This is a genomic window from Bacillus paranthracis (assembly GCF_024296885.1).
GTDB lineage: Bacteria > Bacillota > Bacilli > Bacillales > Bacillaceae_G > Bacillus_A > Bacillus_A paranthracis.
Genome location: NZ_CP101135.1, coordinates 1,243,564 through 1,258,916 on the forward strand (window position 1 = coordinate 1,243,564; position 15,353 = coordinate 1,258,916).

The following is a 15,353-nucleotide window of genomic DNA, read 5'->3' on the forward strand; positions in this document are numbered from 1 at the left end:
AAAAGATACGGTAATCCTTACACATATGAGTTATGAAATTGGGCGGAATTTCTCAGGGACAAAAGGCAGGGAGGAAGGAACGGAAACAATCTCCATTTCAGGATAACGTAGTCCAGTTAGTTTGCCACCAAATACAGCACCAGTGTCAATATTGACTGTATGATTTACAAAGCGAGGTTCTTTTACGGGTGTATGTCCATATACAATCCAAGATGTTCCTTTATACTCCTTCGCCCAGTCGCGACGGACAGGTGAACCGTCAGCATGTTTTTCTCCTGTAATATCGCCGTATAATACAAAGGTTTGTACTTTTTTATCTTTTCTTCCTATGTAATCTTGCCGAATGCCGGCGTGACACACAATTAACCTTTTTTCATCGAGTACGTGATATAAAGGGGATTGCTCGTAAAGTGTGATGAATTTTTCTTTTATCATGTTTTGTTGATGAGAAGGTAGTGCTTCATATTCGGCAACAGTTGTTTCGAGTCCATGAGCGATTGTCACATTACGTCCAAGGAAAAATCGGTATAGTTTATTGCAGTGATTTCCCGGAGCGTAATACGCTACTTTTTTATTTATGACAAGTTCCCATACAATTTCAATCATACGTAATGAATGAGGACCGCGATCTGTGATATCGCCAACAAAAGCAAGCTTACGTTGATCAGGGTGAATCGGTAAGTCACTATTCCAGTTATATCCGAGTTTTTTCGTTAAATCTTGAAACTCTTGGAAGCATCCATGAATATCCCCTATAATGTCATATTTCATATTTAAACCTCCATCATATTTTTCATTAGTATATCTAAAAAAGGATAGAGATAAAAATATACCGTTTTTGTGCTTCAGTTGAACATAAAGATTTTCGTTCTTGAGCGGACGTTTAAAACAAATCCAATCGCTATCATGTATGTGAGTAAGGAGCTTCCTCCGTAGCTCATAAGGGGTAATGTGATTCCTGTAATAGGTAGTAGTCCGATTGTCATCCCGATATTTTGAAATACTTGAAAAGTAAACATTCCGATTGTACCAGCGCAGATGTAACTACCGAAAGGGTCATTACTTTCTATAGCGATATGAATCATGCGGAAAATAAGTAGGAAAAAAAGTGCAATAATGACGCTTGCGCCTAAAAATCCGAATTGCTCAGCGACATTTGTGAAAATAAAATCTGTATGTGGTTCTGGAAAGTATACTTGTCCATTTTCCCAACCTTTTCCTTGCATTTCTCCTGATCCAGTAGCTAAGAAAGCTTGTCTTAATTGATAGCCTTGCGCATCATATTTGTATGGAGCTAACCAGCCGTAGAAGCGATTTAATTGATATTCTTGTAAAATGTGTGCTTTAAAGAATTTTGTATGAGTAAAAAAAATATACGTTAATGTAACGCCAGCTGCAAAGATACCGGAAGCTATCCCGAAAATAAAACGCCAACGTATACCAGAAACTAATATCATTGCTGCAAGCATAGCTGAAATTACCATTGTGTTTCCTAAATCAGGTTCCTTTGCGATAAGTAGTAGGGGCGGTAAACTTGTTGCGCATATTTTTCCGAGTAATAAAAAATCATCGTGTATTGTTCGGTAAAAATATTTCTCATTGTGATTTGCTATAATTCGTCCGGTGACGATAATTAAAAACAATTTCATAATTTCAGAAGGCTGGAAATTTCCGATGCCTGGGAGCCTGTACCAAGCGGTCGCACCTTTAATTGTAATGGCACCTGGTACTTGAAGTTCTAGTCCAATTAGTAGTACCAATGCAAAGCTATATAAATACCAAGCAATTTTTTGATAACGATCGAAATCGATAATCATAATAACACCAATGGCTATGAATCCAATGAAGTACCACTGGATTTGCTTTAATACAAAATTTACATGTTGCAAAAATGGTGGTAAAGAGGCTTGTGCACTTGCAATTGCAAAGCAACTAACAGTCCCAATGGCAAATAAGATGCATAGTAATACGTAGTCTATTTGATATTGAGAATTTGGATCTTTCAATGTATGTATTCCTTTCTATCGCCTAGTAAATATATGGATTATGTCATGAAAAAAATAATATACAAGCAGACTATGCATACATTTATTCCACTATTTGCGGGAAGTCATACATCACAAGGAAGGAATTCCCCCTTGTGATGGATTAGATTGCATGGAGTTCTTTTGTAACTATATTCAAACAATGAGAAAGGCGAGTATGTGTATCGGTCGTTGGAATGAGTTCTGGATATAGCTGATAAAATGTTGTAGCGTTTTTATACCATTCGCAAGCTTTTAACAGACTCGTTTTGTAATAGTCAGTCTCTTGTAGAAAACCATATTTTTTTGAATGTAAAACGAGATGTGAAAAATCTTCGCAACCTTCAAGGTATTTGTGATGTACTTGCTGTCCCGTATGAAGGCGGAAAGAACTTAAAGGTTCCGTAATATAGATTGCATCACCTTTGGAAAGTAAACTGATCCAAGAAGCCATATCCACACTACAATTATAATTTCTACCATTTAAAGTACCGAAAGGTTCTGTTAATAGGCGTTTTCGAAAGAGTACAGTCGTAGGTTCACCAATAATATTTTGCCCTAGTATAAGCATATGGTTTCCAAGATCTTTCCCATTTAATAGAGTATCTTCATCATATAATCTTTTCATGGAGGGGTGTTGTTCAATTATCTCTCCATCATCATTAATCCAAGTACGATAAGATGTAATAAGTGCGAGATTTTGATCTAAGTCTTTTTGGAAATAAAACATCATTTTTTCAATTTTATTATTATAAAATATATCATCGTCCATTAAGAAATTTATGTACTCTCCATTTGATTGTTCTAAAAGCATAAGGGCGTTATGAAATTGTCCTAAAGTAGAGGGGTTTCGAATGTACGTTATATGTTTATGCTTATGTAAATAATCTCTGTATATTAATTTTTCTGTTTCATTATTTGTGCTATCGTCTCCTACAATAATTTCAATATTTGAATACGTTTGTGCTAATGCACTTTCTAGAGCAATTTTAAAATAATGTGGCCGATTATAGGTAGGAATAAGGATGGAAACGAGAGGTACATTTTTTATGTTTTCCATATACAACTACCTTTCAGAAATTTTCTGTGTAAGAATAATATCTTGATAACTTGTGTGTTCAGTTCTGCCACACCATGAACCATAATGGGGAGGAGTCTGCATTTCTAGCCCATATTTATTTAATAGAGTACGAATATCTTCCTCAAGATAGGCAACTGCGAAATTCGGGATATCTTTATTTAGAACATAACAATTGTCAATTTGATGGTAAAAACCTAACGGACTTAGTCCTGCATTTAAGTAATAGGAAGATTCAGGATTAATTAAAAAGAAAGTAATAAAACATCTCCCATCTTTTTTCAGAACTCGTGCAATCTCGCGTACGTAATGTTCTAATTCTTTCGGAAGAAGATGGGTAAATACAGACGTTAAAAAAATAAAATCGAATGATTCATCTTCATATGGAAACTTGTATTGGGAAGCATCTTCTTTTCCATCGGGATTGTAGAATTGGTTATATATATCGACATGTTCAAAATGGAAATTGTTACGGCGTGTTGAAATGTTATTTTTGCACCATGTAATTCCCTTATTAAATAAGTCAAATCCATAATAATTACCATCATTGCTTAAATAGTTCATTAATGGAACCGCCATCCGGCCGATACCACAGCCTACATCTAACACTGTTTCATTTGATTTTAAATTGCCAATTTCAATAAAATACTGCATAAATTCTTTTCCAACTTCTTCAAAATGACCACCTACATATTGAACAAGTTCTGGAGGTGGGATTAATGTGATTTTTTTCTCATTTTCGTTCAAAAAATTCACACCTTTCTTATAGTAAAGTAGGAAATTTCTACTTTATATTGAGGGGAGCTTTGCTTTTATTCATTACAAGATTGGTTTTCATGAATTAGTAGTATAATAGTACCCCTCAACTAAATATTTTTTTGTTCTATTCTTTTCTCCAAAAAATACCGAAATCATCGATTTGAGTCATAGGAGTTTTTATGTTTCTTTCACTTCTGAAATCTGTTACAGCCTCTGCGCATGTTATCAGTCCATAATCATCAATAATAATAAAGCCACCTATTGAAACTTTATCGTATAAATTTACAAGACTATCCATCGTTGATTCATACATATCACCATCAAGGCGTGCAATTGCAATTTTTTCTATCGGTGCTGAAGGCAATGTATCTTTAAACCAACCCTTTAAAAATTTCACCTGATCATTTAATAAATCATATTTTCTAAAGTTTTCTTGCACTGTTTCTAAAGAAACTCGTAAGTAATCGAATGTGTGCAAATAATCACCGTAATCTTTCGGATATTGTTCTAAGTTAGGTGCGGGTAGACCTTCAAATGAATCGGCAACCCATACAGTACGATCCTTAATGTTGTTTGCTTGTAAAAACCCATTCATAAAAATGCATGATCCTCCGCGCCATACACCAGTTTCAATAAAATCACCTTCTATATTTTCCTTGACTACAGTTTCCATCGCCTCTTGTAATTGATTCATACGTTTTCGCCCAACCATACTATGTGCAGCTCTTGGCCAATCCTTGCCACCTTGACGCTCATTGTTTGAAACGTTAGGATTAACGATTTTTAAATTGTGATTTTCTATATACTGCTTAAGAAATAAAGGAAGGGGAACCGTAACTGGTTCATATGATAGTTCTTTAGAAATATGTAACGAAGCAGGTAAGTATGGTTCGTATTCCAACCATATTTCAAATAAAATTGTTTTCTTTAATAACTCGAGATAAAGCTGGACAGCCGATTTATTTTCCATATAAGTGCCTCCTGAAGAATGTCATACAACATTATGACTATGTAGAAAAGAAGGATTTAATGATTGAATTTACCAATGAAAAAGCAGTAAAACTGATATCAGTTTTACTGCTAAGTAAAAATTTAAGCGATTTTTTCAATAATAATGGATGCACTCGTACCAAGAGCTAATGATAATCCAAGCCCTGTAACAATTACTTCAACTAATGATGGAGTTGTCGTAATTTGCGTAATTGCTTGAATAACGATAGGTGCTCCAAGTGAGATTAAACTTGATCCAGTACCTGGTACAGGTACTCCATTCACTTGGATTGTAAGACCTCCTAATGCACTGACTGTTGCAGTATTAGCGATAACAGTGATTTTATAGAATCCAGTTTCACTAATTACGAAAGTATCAGCATCTAATTGAGAAATTGCTGTACCAAACTGAGATCCAACAGTATTAAATGGTAGTGGATCATTAATTCCTAGATCTAAAGAAATCCCACCGGAGTTAAATGCATATAATCCTGCTGGAAGTCCAAGCCCTGATGGTCCAGTCGGTCCAGTTGGCCCAGTCGGTCCAGTTGGCCCAGTCGGTCCGGTAGCCCCAGTCGGTCCAGTAGCACCAGTGTCACCAGTTGGCCCAGTCGGTCCAGTAGCACCAGTGTCACCAGTTGGCCCAGTTGATCCAGTCGTACCAGTTGTACCAGTTGGCCCAGTTGGTCCAGTCGTACCAGTTGTACCAGTTGGCCCAGTCGGTCCAGTAGCACCAGTTGGTCCAGTTGTACCAGTTGTACCAGTTGTACCAGTTGTACCAGTTGGCCCAGTCGGTCCAGTCGGTCCAGTTGGCCCAGTTGGCCCAGTTGGCCCAGTTGGTACAGTTGGCCCAGTCGGCCCAGTTGGTCCAGTCGGTCCAGTTGGCCCAGTCGGAAGGGTAAACGGTGGTATTGGTGGTAATGTTGGTCCTACAAGATTAGGGTCAAATGCACTAGCTGATAAAGATTCATCGGGATTCAATCCATCTGAATAATTATTATTTGACATAAATTCACCTCCATAAAGCGTTCATTATATAGTAGATGCAAAACCGAAAGAAAATGACACGGACATTTGAATTATTGAAAAGAAATCTTAAACTGCTTGTGCAAGTTAAAAAAGTGGAAAGTTTATTGTATGTATAACATATGATTGATTTGGAAGAGGGTGATTATGTTGAACAAGCAAGGAATTACAATTAGTTTATGTATGATTGTTCGAGATGAGGAAGATACAATAGGTCGATGTTTAGATGCAGTCGAAAAAATTGTTGATGAAATTATTATAGTTGATACAGGTTCCATTGATCGAACGAAAGAAATTGTAGCTCAATATACCTCTAACATATATGACTTTCCATGGATTAATGATTTTGCAGCAGCAAGAAATTTTTCTTTTTCAAAAGCAACGCAAGAGTATATATTGTGGCTAGATGCAGATGACGTATTATTAGAAGATGCTCAAGAAGCATTGAAACTTTTAAAAAGAGAATTAGATCCTAAAATTGATGCTGTTTCGATGCCGTATCATCTTGCATTGGATTCTAGCGGGAAACCTTTATATTGTACAAAAAGAAATCGACTTGTAAAGCGTGAAAAACAATTTCAATGGTTTGGAAAGGTTCATGAGTATTTAGCTATTTCTGGTGAAACTTTTAGTAGTAATGTTGCTATTACACATAAAAAAGAAAAAAAGGTAACAAATCGTAATTTGAAAATTTTTCAAAATGCTGTAGCTGCAGGAGAAGAATTGAGTCCGAGAGATTTATTTTATTACGCTAATGAATCTATGGATAACCAAAAATATGATGATGCAGTTATGCTATATGAAACATTTCTTAATCAAGATGAAGGATGGTATGAAGAGAAAATTTATGCATGTGGTAAGTTAGGAGATTGCTATGCAAAGCTTGGATCATGGGAAAAGGCAATTGAATCTTGCGTGAAGTCGTTTCGATATGATGTTCCTAGAGGGGAGAATTGTACAAGAATAGGATATATATATATGGAACAACAAAAATATAACGAAGCGATATTTTGGTTTAAACTTGCAACGGAAGTACCAATGGCGACGGAGAGTCCATTTCATAGTCCAGCGAGCTACACATGGCTTCCCTATTTACAAATGTGTATTTGTTATAGCAAGTTAGGAGATCAAGACAAAGCTTATTATTACAACGAATTAGCGGCTGCTTATGTTCCAAATAATGCTGCAATCGAATATAACCGCAAATATTTTCGGAGTGTTTTTGATAAACAATATAAATCGTTATAGGCAGCTTTTTTTAGAAATGGCTCATCGCGATTCTAACTCTAATAGATTGGCTATATAGTAAAGTATCGGCAATGTAACTAGTACAGGTTACATTTATAGACTTTAAATGAGATTTATATTTCAAATTCAATTTGCATAAGGAGTGTGTAAAATGAATTCCCCAAAAAATTCTTTATACGAAGAAAAGTCTGGGCATTATTATAATGCAGTGAATCCGAATTTATTAAAGCATATAAAAAAGGAATGGAAAGAAGTTCTTGATATCGGTTGCTCGAGTGGTGCATTGGGAGCTGCCATAAAAGAAAATGGCACACGTGTATCTGGAATTGAGGCATTCCCAGAGGCGGCAGAACAAGCAAAAGAAAAACTAGATCATGTCGTTTTAGGCGATATAGAAACAATGGATATGCCGTACGAGGAGGAGCAATTTGATTGCGTTATATTTGGTGACGTATTAGAGCATTTATTTGATCCTTGGGCTGTAATAGAAAAAGTAAAGCCATATATAAAAGAAAATGGTGTGATTTTAGCAAGTATACCAAACGTTGCTCACATTTCAGTATTAGCACCGTTACTTGCTGGAAATTGGACGTATACAGAATATGGTTTATTAGATAAAACGCATATTCGTTTCTTTACATTTAATGAAATGCTCCGAATGTTTTTAAAAGCAGGATATTCGATTAGTAAAGTAGATCGTGTATATATTGATCATAAAGTGTATGAACCGTTAATTGAGGAGTTATATGGAATTTGTAAGAAATATCGTCTTGGAAGTGGCTTCATGGCTGAGACGGTCGTATTTCAGTATATTATTGAAGCAGAAAAATCACAGTTATGAGTGCTGGTGAAAAAACAATATTATTTGTTACATGTATAAATGATCGGAAAATGTATGCACAGTGTGTACGGCATATATTGAGATTGGCAGTGCCTCCAGGATATATTGTACAATTTATGCCAATTCGGAATGCGAAAAGTATGACGAGCGGATATAATCAAGCGATTTCGCATCCAGCGAAATATAAAGTATATATACACCAAGATGTTTTCATTATGAATGTGGCATTTTTATACGGATTACTTCAATTATTTAACGAACATGAACATCTTGGAATGATTGGAATGATTGGAGCCCAGTATGTTCCTCCAAACGGGATATGGAATGAAGGCAAGGGAGTTGTTGGGAAAGTAATTGGTTATATGAACGATTTATTTTATATGGCAACGCAAGAACAACCGTACCATGAGTCAAAAACATTTATGCCTGTGGAATGTATAGACGGTTTATTGATGGCAACGCAATACGATATTCCGTGGCGAGAAGACTTGTTTGATGGGTTTGACTATTATGATGTATCTCAGTCATTTGAATTTAGAAAAGCTGGCTATACAGTTGGGGTTCCTGTACAGCGTGATGCGTGGTGCATTCACTATCATATTGATGTAAATATGACCAACTATGACAAGTATAGAAAGATATTTGTGGAGAACTATATGTCAGATGTAAATCAAGACGAATAGAGGGGCTACAAAATGAAGGATCGTACAATATTAGTTGTTGTCTGTGTAAATAATGAAGAGCTATTTGAACAATGCGAGAGACAAATAAGAAACCTTTTTGTTCCCCCTGATTATGTCGTGCAAATTTTTCCGATACGAGATGCGAAAAGTATGGCAAGCGCATATAACCGAGCGCTTTCATATCCCGCGAAGTATAAGGTTTATATACATCAGGACACTTATCTTATTAATCGAGAGATGTTTTATACACTTATTTCTCTGTTTAAAGATAATGAAAAGCTCGGCTTAATTGGAGTAGCTGGAGCCCAATTTTTACCGAGTAACGGGATATGGTGGGAAGGGAAAAATTTAGTAGGGAAAGTGATTGAGTATAGAAGACGGAATTATCAACTATTAAATTTAGATCAGGGGTTTTATGGAAGCCAATCTTTTATGTCGGTGCAGGCAATTGATGGCTTATTCATGGCAACGCAGTATGATATTCCGTGGCGAGAAGATTTGTTTCAAGGGTTCCACTTTTATGATGTATCACAGTCTTTAGAGTTTCAAAGGGCTGGTTATTTAATTGGTATCCCAAATCAATCAAATTTATGGTGTATTCATTATAACGGAGATGAATTTGATGCGGATACATATGAGAAAGATCGAAAAGTGTTTGTAGAACAGTATAAAGATATATTATCTCCATCATAAGGGAGAGATGCAGAGTGAAAGGGATTATTTTAGCAGGCGGTACTGGATCGAGGTTATACCCAATAACGAAAGTAACGAATAAACATTTGCTTCCTGTTGGACGTTATCCAATGATTTATCATGCGGTATATAAGCTGAAACAATGCGAGATTACAGATATTATGATTATTACAGGTAAAGAGCATATGGGAGATGTTGTTAGTTTTTTAGGAAGCGGTCAAGAGTTTGGCGTGTCCTTTACGTATCGTGTGCAAGATAAGGCTGGTGGAATTGCGCAAGCATTAGGGCTTTGTGAAGATTTCGTTGGGAATGATCGCATGGTAGTTATATTAGGTGATAATATTTTTTCGGATGATATTCGTCCGTATGTTGAAGAGTTTGCAAATCAAAAAGAAGGTGCGAAAGTACTGCTGCAATCTGTAGATGATCCGGAGAGATTTGGCGTAGCAAATATTCAAAACGGCAAAATAATTGAAATTGAAGAAAAGCCGAAAGAGCCGAAAAGTTCCTATGCAGTCACAGGAATTTATTTGTATGATTCGAAAGTCTTTTCTTATATAAAAGAATTAAAACCTTCCGCAAGGGGAGAGCTTGAAATTACAGATATCAATAATTGGTATTTAAAACGTGAGGTACTTACTTATAATGAAATGAGCGGTTGGTGGACTGATGCAGGAACTCATGTTTCTCTTCAAAGGGCGAATATGTTAGCGCGGGATATAAACTTTGGTAAACAGTTTAACGGAGAATAGGTGAGAATATGGAAGTTATAGAAACAAACTTTACCGACGCAAAATTGTTAGAACCGAGGTTATTTGGAGATGAGCGTGGCTTTTTTACTGAAAGTTATAATAAGAAGGTGCTAGAAACATTAGGAGTTACGTATTCATTTGTACAGGATAATGTTTCGTATTCGACAGAAGCGGGAACGATTCGGGGGTTACACTTTCAAAAAAATCCGAAAGCACAAACGAAACTTATTCAAGTTATGCAAGGAGCAATTTATGACGTTATCGTTGATTTGCGAAAAGATTCACCAACGTTTAAACAATGGAGAGGATATATTTTAAGCGCGGATAATCATCGGCAATTATTAGTGCCAAAAGGATTTGCACATGGTTTTTGTACACTTGTCCCGCATACTATTGTTATGTATAAAGTAGATGAGTATTATAGTGCTAATCATGACTCAGGGGTACTTTGGAATGATAAAGACTTAGCAATTCCATGGCCGGTAACAAGCCCTATTTTGTCTGATAAAGATCGAATATTACCATCGCTTCAGGAATGTGAAGATAGTTTTTGAGTAGGAGAGTTGTGTATGAATATATTAGTAACAGGTGGGGCCGGATTTATTGGAAGTAATTTTGTGCATTATATGTTACAAAGCTATGAAACATATAAAATTATTAATTTTGATGCATTAACATATAGTGGAAACTTAAATAATGTAAAGTCTATTCAAGATCATCCGAATTACTATTTTGTAAAAGGTGAAATTCAAAATGGAGAGCTGCTGGAGCATGTTATTAAGGAACGTGATGTGCAAGTCATTGTCAATTTCGCAGCTGAATCACATGTGGACCGTAGTATTGAAAATCCGCTTCCTTTTTATGATACAAATGTAATTGGGACAGTCACCTTATTAGAATTAGTAAAAAAATATCCGCATATTAAACTCGTGCAAGTATCAACGGATGAGGTGTATGGCTCTTTAGGAAAAACAGGGCGATTTACCGAGGAAACCCCGTTAGCTCCAAATAGTCCATATTCTTCAAGCAAAGCGAGCGCCGATATGATAGCTTTATCTTATTATAAAACATATCACTTACCAGTTATAGTAACGCGTTGTTCCAATAACTACGGGCCGTATCAATATCCTGAAAAATTAATTCCGTTAATGGTTACGAATGCGCTCGAAGGAAAAAAATTACCGTTATATGGCGATGGATTAAATGTAAGAGATTGGTTACATGTAACGGATCATTGTCGTGCGATTGACGTTGTTTTGCATAAGGGACGTATAGGAGAAGTATATAATATAGGTGGAAATAATGAAAAAACAAATATAGATGTTGTGGAACAAATTATTACTCTCTTAGGAAAAACGGAAAAGGATATTGAATATGTGACAGATCGTTTAGGACACGACCGCCGTTATGCGATTGATGCAGAGAAAATGAAGAATGAATTTGATTGGGAACCGAAGTATACGTTTGAGCAAGGGTTACAAGAAACGGTGCAATGGTATGAGAAGAATGAGGAATGGTGGAAACCATTAAAAAAGTAAGGGGCATATAAATGAAAGAACGGATTATCATAACAGGAGCAAATGGTCAATTGGGAAAGCAACTACAAGAAGAGTTAAATCCTGAAGAATATGACATATATCCATTTGATAAAAAGTTACTAGATATAACAAATATATCCCAAGTGCAGCAAGTGGTACAAAAAATAAGGCCACATATAATTATTCATTGTGCAGCGTATACGAAGGTTGATCATGCTGAGAAAGAACGAGATCTTGCTTATGTAATAAATGCAATAGGGGCTCGAAATGTAGCGGTTGCTTCACAATTAGTTGGGGCGAAGTTAGTTTATATTAGTACGGATTATGTATTTCAAGGCGACAGACCAGAGGGGTACGATGAATTTCATAATCCGGCGCCGATAAATATATACGGGGCTTCTAAATATGCGGGAGAGCAGTTCGTCAAAGAGTTACATAATAAATACTTTATCGTTCGTACATCATGGTTGTATGGTAAGTATGGAAATAATTTTGTGAAAACGATGATGCGATTAGGGAAAGAAAGAGAAGAAGTATCTGTTGTAGCGGATCAAATCGGTTCTCCTACGTATGTGGCGGATTTAAATATAATGATTAATAAGCTCATCCATACTTCTTTATACGGTACGTATCACGTATCCAATAGAGGATCATGTTCTTGGTTTGAATTTGCAAAGAAAATATTTTCGTATGCAAATATGAAAGTGGATGTATTACCGGTTTCAACTGAAGAATTTGGATCGGCGGCAGCGAGACCAAAATATTCTATTTTCCAACATAACATGCTGCGATTAAATGGTTTTTTACAAATGCCTTCTTGGGAAGAAGGATTAGAGCGTTTTTTTATAGAAACAAAAAGTCATTAACAATTTTAAGTTAATGACTTTTTTGTTTGCCTTTAAGAGGTTTTATGTTACTATAATTATAGTATCAGGTACTAATAACAAGTATAAGTATTTCTGGGAGGATATATCATGGAACTATTACAAGGGAAAACATTTGTTGTTATGGGCGTTGCGAACCAAAGAAGTATTGCATGGGGAATTGCTCGCTCTTTGCATAATGCAGGTGCAAAATTAATCTTCACATATGCAGGAGAACGTTTAGAGAGAAACGTTCGTGAATTAGCGGATACATTAGAAGGACAAGAGTCACTTGTATTACCTTGTGATGTAACAAATGATGAAGAACTTACAGCTTGCTTTGAAACAATCAAACAAGAAGTTGGTACAATTCACGGTGTAGCACATTGTATTGCTTTTGCAAATCGTGACGACTTAAAAGGTGAATTTGTAGATACTTCTCGCGATGGATTTTTACTTGCACAAAATATTAGTGCATTCTCCTTAACAGCTGTAGCAAGAGAAGCGAAGAAAGTAATGACAGAAGGCGGAAATATTTTAACGTTAACATATCTTGGCGGCGAGCGCGTTGTGAAAAACTATAACGTTATGGGTGTTGCGAAAGCTTCATTAGAAGCGAGCGTGAAGTATTTAGCTAACGATTTAGGTCAACATGGCATTCGTGTTAACGCTATTTCTGCAGGTCCAATTCGTACGTTATCTGCAAAAGGTGTAGGCGACTTTAACTCAATCTTAAGAGAAATTGAGGAGCGCGCACCACTTCGTCGTACAACAACGCAAGAAGAAGTTGGAGATACAGCAGTATTCTTATTCAGTGATTTAGCACGCGGCGTAACAGGAGAAAACATTCACGTTGATTCAGGGTATCATATCCTAGGTTAAATATAATATTAAATGTTAAAGGACAATCTCTATATGTTGAGATTGTCCTTTTTATTTGTTACTGGAAAGAACGATTTTTAACGAAAGTTCTTACCATGTAATGAATATAACTATAATAGTACACGATTTATTCAGCTACGTATGGAAGTGGGAGGGACGAGTGTGAAGAATAAAAATAAAAGTTCAACAGTTGGAAAACCGTTGTTATATATTGCGCAAGTAAGTTTGGAACTTGCCGCACCGAAAATAAAAAGAATTATCTTAACAAACTTTGAAAATGAGGATAGAAAAGAGGAAAGGAATAGAAACGAAAATGTTGTAAGTAGTGCTGTGGAAGAGGTAATAGAACAACAAGAACAACAAGAAGAAGAGCAACAAGAAGAACAAGTAGAAGAAAAAATAGAAGAAGAGGAACAAGTACAAGAACAGCAAGAGCCAGTGAGAACTGTTCCGTATAATAAATCATTTAAGGATATGAATAATGAAGAGAAAATTCATTTTTTATTAAATCGCCCTCATTATATTCCGAAAGTAAGGTGCAGAATAAAAACAGCTACAGTCTCATATGTTGGATCAATCATATCGTATCGTAATGGAATTGTAGCGATTATGCCGCCAAATAGTATGCGAGATATTAAATTATCTATAGAGGATATCCAATCAATTAGTATGGCCGGCTTTTAAATATGTAAAGGTGGTAGAAATTTTCTACCACCCCAATAGTTTTTTAGTTTACTTCACTTATTAGATAGAAACGTCGCGTAAGCATTGAATAGCACAGAAACAGCTTAAATCAACAGTAATACAAGTAGATGTCGATACTAGTCTTGCATTTGGTACAGCTAAAAACGTACAAATTGGGTCATCAGTAGGTGGTACAGGAGAGCTATCACCTAATACTACACTTAATACACGTAGTACAGCACAGCTATCATCATCTACACTTTCCACACGGAAAATTGGAGATCGGCAGCTAGTAAGGCTTGCGGATGGCGCGAATGCTTCAAATGGTGCTCCAGCTTTTGTGTATAAAATAAAAGGACGTGTATTTGCTACTGATGCAGTATTGTGTGCACCTAAAAATGGAATTTCACAACCAGATCCACACGTTGTTGTAGAACAATCTTGTAATTCATTGATGAATTTTACAACGTCAACTACACAATGAGAAGAGCCATGGTGTTTATTTTCGTTACAACTCATTAATGTCACTCCTTATCTTCTTGTTTGTATTTACATTAATAAGATATTGGAGTCGAGGAGATTTGGTCACAATCTCAAGACCTTTTTTTTTAAATAGGCGAAAGAGGATAAGGGAAGGTGGATTTATGCTGTTTACAAGTTGGCTTTTATTTTTTATTTTCGCGTTAGCTGCTTTTAGGCTCACCCGTTTAATTGTTTATGATAAAATTACAGCTTTTTTGCGAAGACCGTTTATTGACGAATTAGAGATTACAGAACCGGATGGAAGTGTATCAACTTTTACAAAAGTAAAAGGTAAAGGATTAAGAAAGTGGGTTGGCGAATTATTAAGCTGTTATTGGTGTACAGGTGTATGGGTTAGTGCTTTTTTATTAGTCTTATATAATTGGATTCCGATCGTTGCAGAGCCGTTACTTGCATTATTAGCTATTGCAGGAGCAGCAGCAATCATTGAAACGATTACAGGATATTTTATGGGAGAATAATATATTTCCATAATACGAGAAAAAGCGGAGTTTAAAAGAATGAGGGAACGGAAATAAAGAGTTGTTCATATAGTAAATAGACAGAATTGACAGTAGAGGAGATGTTTGCTGTGAGCAATAATCCAAGGCAAAATTCATATGACCTGCAGCAATGGTATAACATACAGCAACAGCACTATGCACAACAACAGGCATATCAAGAACAATTGCAACAACAAGGATTTGTGAAGAAAAAGGGATGTAATTGTGGGAAAAAGAAGAACACAATAAAACACTATGAAGAATGAA

General features: G+C 35.9%; 19 protein-coding genes. 12 read left to right on the forward strand and 7 right to left on the reverse strand.

Annotated elements, in window-relative coordinates; genetic code table 11:
* Window positions 1–30: 30 nt before the first annotated feature.
* The 6 genes from prpE to NLJ82_RS06295 form a co-directional block, all read right to left on the reverse strand.
* Window positions 31–771: a bis(5'-nucleosyl)-tetraphosphatase PrpE gene (gene prpE / locus NLJ82_RS06270; protein ID WP_000872680.1), complete on the reverse strand. Its 741-nt coding sequence runs from the start codon at window positions 769–771 to the stop codon at window positions 31–33.
* 74 nt (window positions 772–845) lie between these two features.
* Window positions 846–2,006 (reverse strand): FtsW/RodA/SpoVE family cell cycle protein, encoded by a 1,161-nt coding sequence (locus NLJ82_RS06275; RefSeq protein WP_000654691.1) that lies wholly within the window; start codon window positions 2,004–2,006, stop codon window positions 846–848.
* Between the two features lie 142 nt (window positions 2,007–2,148).
* Window positions 2,149–3,084, reverse strand: coding sequence for a glycosyltransferase family 2 protein (locus tag NLJ82_RS06280; protein WP_000427735.1), 936 nt, complete (start codon window positions 3,082–3,084; stop codon window positions 2,149–2,151).
* A 6-nt stretch (window positions 3,085–3,090) separates the two neighbouring features.
* Window positions 3,091–3,849, reverse strand: coding sequence for a class I SAM-dependent methyltransferase (locus NLJ82_RS06285; protein ID WP_001004744.1), 759 nt, complete (start codon window positions 3,847–3,849; stop codon window positions 3,091–3,093).
* Between the two features lie 136 nt (window positions 3,850–3,985).
* Window positions 3,986–4,831, reverse strand: coding sequence for a TylF/MycF family methyltransferase (locus NLJ82_RS06290; RefSeq protein ID WP_000428846.1), 846 nt, complete (start codon window positions 4,829–4,831; stop codon window positions 3,986–3,988).
* Window positions 4,832–4,953: 122 nt separating this feature from the next.
* A complete protein-coding gene (locus tag NLJ82_RS06295) occupies window positions 4,954–5,859 on the reverse strand; it encodes a BclA C-terminal domain-containing protein (protein ID WP_000069693.1) in 906 nt (301 codons plus the stop codon).
* A gap of 165 nt (window positions 5,860–6,024) precedes the next feature.
* Here NLJ82_RS06295 and NLJ82_RS06300 point away from each other — a divergent pair, with 165 nt between their 5' ends.
* From NLJ82_RS06300 to NLJ82_RS06345, 10 genes are all read left to right on the forward strand, one after another.
* Complete coding sequence (locus NLJ82_RS06300; RefSeq protein ID WP_000932900.1) at window positions 6,025–7,125, forward strand: glycosyltransferase; 1,101 nt, start codon at window positions 6,025–6,027, stop codon at window positions 7,123–7,125.
* 151 nt (window positions 7,126–7,276) lie between these two features.
* Window positions 7,277–7,966: a class I SAM-dependent methyltransferase gene (locus NLJ82_RS06305; RefSeq protein ID WP_001087862.1), complete on the forward strand. Its 690-nt coding sequence runs from the start codon at window positions 7,277–7,279 to the stop codon at window positions 7,964–7,966.
* Complete coding sequence (locus tag NLJ82_RS06310; protein WP_001272381.1) at window positions 7,963–8,649, forward strand: glycosyltransferase family protein; 687 nt, start codon at window positions 7,963–7,965, stop codon at window positions 8,647–8,649. Before NLJ82_RS06305 ends, NLJ82_RS06310 begins: the two co-directional genes overlap by 4 nt.
* Window positions 8,650–8,661: 12 nt before the next feature.
* On the forward strand, window positions 8,662–9,342 hold the full coding sequence (locus NLJ82_RS06315) for a glycosyltransferase family protein (protein ID WP_000654997.1): 681 nt from the start codon (window positions 8,662–8,664) through the stop codon (window positions 9,340–9,342).
* Window positions 9,343–9,356: 14 nt separating this feature from the next.
* Entirely contained in the window at window positions 9,357–10,094 is a 738-nt protein-coding gene (locus NLJ82_RS06320) for a sugar phosphate nucleotidyltransferase (RefSeq protein WP_000676174.1), read from the forward strand.
* 8 nt (window positions 10,095–10,102) lie between these two features.
* Window positions 10,103–10,648, forward strand: coding sequence for a dTDP-4-dehydrorhamnose 3,5-epimerase (gene rfbC, locus NLJ82_RS06325; RefSeq protein ID WP_000451992.1), 546 nt, complete (start codon window positions 10,103–10,105; stop codon window positions 10,646–10,648).
* A 15-nt stretch (window positions 10,649–10,663) separates the two neighbouring features.
* Window positions 10,664–11,632 (forward strand): dTDP-glucose 4,6-dehydratase, encoded by a 969-nt coding sequence (gene rfbB, locus NLJ82_RS06330; protein WP_001024146.1) that lies wholly within the window; start codon window positions 10,664–10,666, stop codon window positions 11,630–11,632.
* 11 nt (window positions 11,633–11,643) lie between these two features.
* Window positions 11,644–12,498, forward strand: a complete 855-nt coding sequence (gene rfbD, locus NLJ82_RS06335; protein ID WP_000664401.1) for a dTDP-4-dehydrorhamnose reductase — start codon at window positions 11,644–11,646, stop codon at window positions 12,496–12,498.
* 108 nt (window positions 12,499–12,606) lie between these two features.
* Window positions 12,607–13,377, forward strand: a complete 771-nt coding sequence (gene fabI, locus NLJ82_RS06340; protein WP_000421886.1) for an enoyl-ACP reductase FabI — start codon at window positions 12,607–12,609, stop codon at window positions 13,375–13,377.
* A gap of 141 nt (window positions 13,378–13,518) precedes the next feature.
* The gene (locus tag NLJ82_RS06345; RefSeq protein ID WP_002027253.1) at window positions 13,519–14,061 is read left to right on the forward strand and encodes a spore coat CotO family protein; all 543 of its coding nucleotides are present in this window, start codon (window positions 13,519–13,521) and stop codon (window positions 14,059–14,061) included.
* Between the two features lie 60 nt (window positions 14,062–14,121).
* Here the strand turns inward: NLJ82_RS06345 and exsY are convergent, their stop codons facing one another.
* Entirely contained in the window at window positions 14,122–14,580 is a 459-nt protein-coding gene (gene exsY / locus NLJ82_RS06350; RefSeq protein WP_001277733.1) for an exosporium assembly protein ExsY, read from the reverse strand.
* Between the two features lie 125 nt (window positions 14,581–14,705).
* On the opposite strand from exsY, the gene NLJ82_RS06355 reads away from it, so the two are divergent.
* Window positions 14,706–15,065, forward strand: a complete 360-nt coding sequence (locus NLJ82_RS06355) for a DUF1360 domain-containing protein (protein WP_000899663.1) — start codon at window positions 14,706–14,708, stop codon at window positions 15,063–15,065.
* A 101-nt stretch (window positions 15,066–15,166) separates the two neighbouring features.
* Window positions 15,167–15,352: a hypothetical protein gene (locus tag NLJ82_RS06360; protein WP_002194706.1), complete on the forward strand. Its 186-nt coding sequence runs from the start codon at window positions 15,167–15,169 to the stop codon at window positions 15,350–15,352.
* Window position 15,353: the final 1 nt, after the last annotated feature.

Coding starts and splice junctions, on each gene's coding strand:
- prpE (WP_000872680.1), bottom strand. CDS start 771: ATGAAATATGACATTATAGGGGATATTCATGGATGCTTCCAAGAGTTT.
- NLJ82_RS06280 (WP_000427735.1), bottom strand. CDS start 3,084: ATGGAAAACATAAAAAATGTACCTCTCGTTTCCATCCTTATTCCTACC.
- NLJ82_RS06290 (WP_000428846.1), bottom strand. CDS start 4,831: ATGGAAAATAAATCGGCTGTCCAGCTTTATCTCGAGTTATTAAAGAAA.
- NLJ82_RS06295 (WP_000069693.1), bottom strand. CDS start 5,859: ATGTCAAATAATAATTATTCAGATGGATTGAATCCCGATGAATCTTTA.
- NLJ82_RS06300 (WP_000932900.1), top strand. CDS start 6,025: ATGTTGAACAAGCAAGGAATTACAATTAGTTTATGTATGATTGTTCGA.
- NLJ82_RS06305 (WP_001087862.1), top strand. CDS start 7,277: ATGAATTCCCCAAAAAATTCTTTATACGAAGAAAAGTCTGGGCATTAT.
- NLJ82_RS06310 (WP_001272381.1), top strand. CDS start 7,963: ATGAGTGCTGGTGAAAAAACAATATTATTTGTTACATGTATAAATGAT.
- NLJ82_RS06315 (WP_000654997.1), top strand. CDS start 8,662: ATGAAGGATCGTACAATATTAGTTGTTGTCTGTGTAAATAATGAAGAG.
- rfbC (WP_000451992.1), top strand. CDS start 10,103: ATGGAAGTTATAGAAACAAACTTTACCGACGCAAAATTGTTAGAACCG.
- rfbB (WP_001024146.1), top strand. CDS start 10,664: ATGAATATATTAGTAACAGGTGGGGCCGGATTTATTGGAAGTAATTTT.
- rfbD (WP_000664401.1), top strand. CDS start 11,644: ATGAAAGAACGGATTATCATAACAGGAGCAAATGGTCAATTGGGAAAG.
- fabI (WP_000421886.1), top strand. CDS start 12,607: ATGGAACTATTACAAGGGAAAACATTTGTTGTTATGGGCGTTGCGAAC.
- NLJ82_RS06345 (WP_002027253.1), top strand. CDS start 13,519: ATGGAAGTGGGAGGGACGAGTGTGAAGAATAAAAATAAAAGTTCAACA.
- exsY (WP_001277733.1), bottom strand. CDS start 14,580: ATGAGTTGTAACGAAAATAAACACCATGGCTCTTCTCATTGTGTAGTT.
- NLJ82_RS06355 (WP_000899663.1), top strand. CDS start 14,706: ATGCTGTTTACAAGTTGGCTTTTATTTTTTATTTTCGCGTTAGCTGCT.
- NLJ82_RS06360 (WP_002194706.1), top strand. CDS start 15,167: ATGTTTGCTGTGAGCAATAATCCAAGGCAAAATTCATATGACCTGCAG.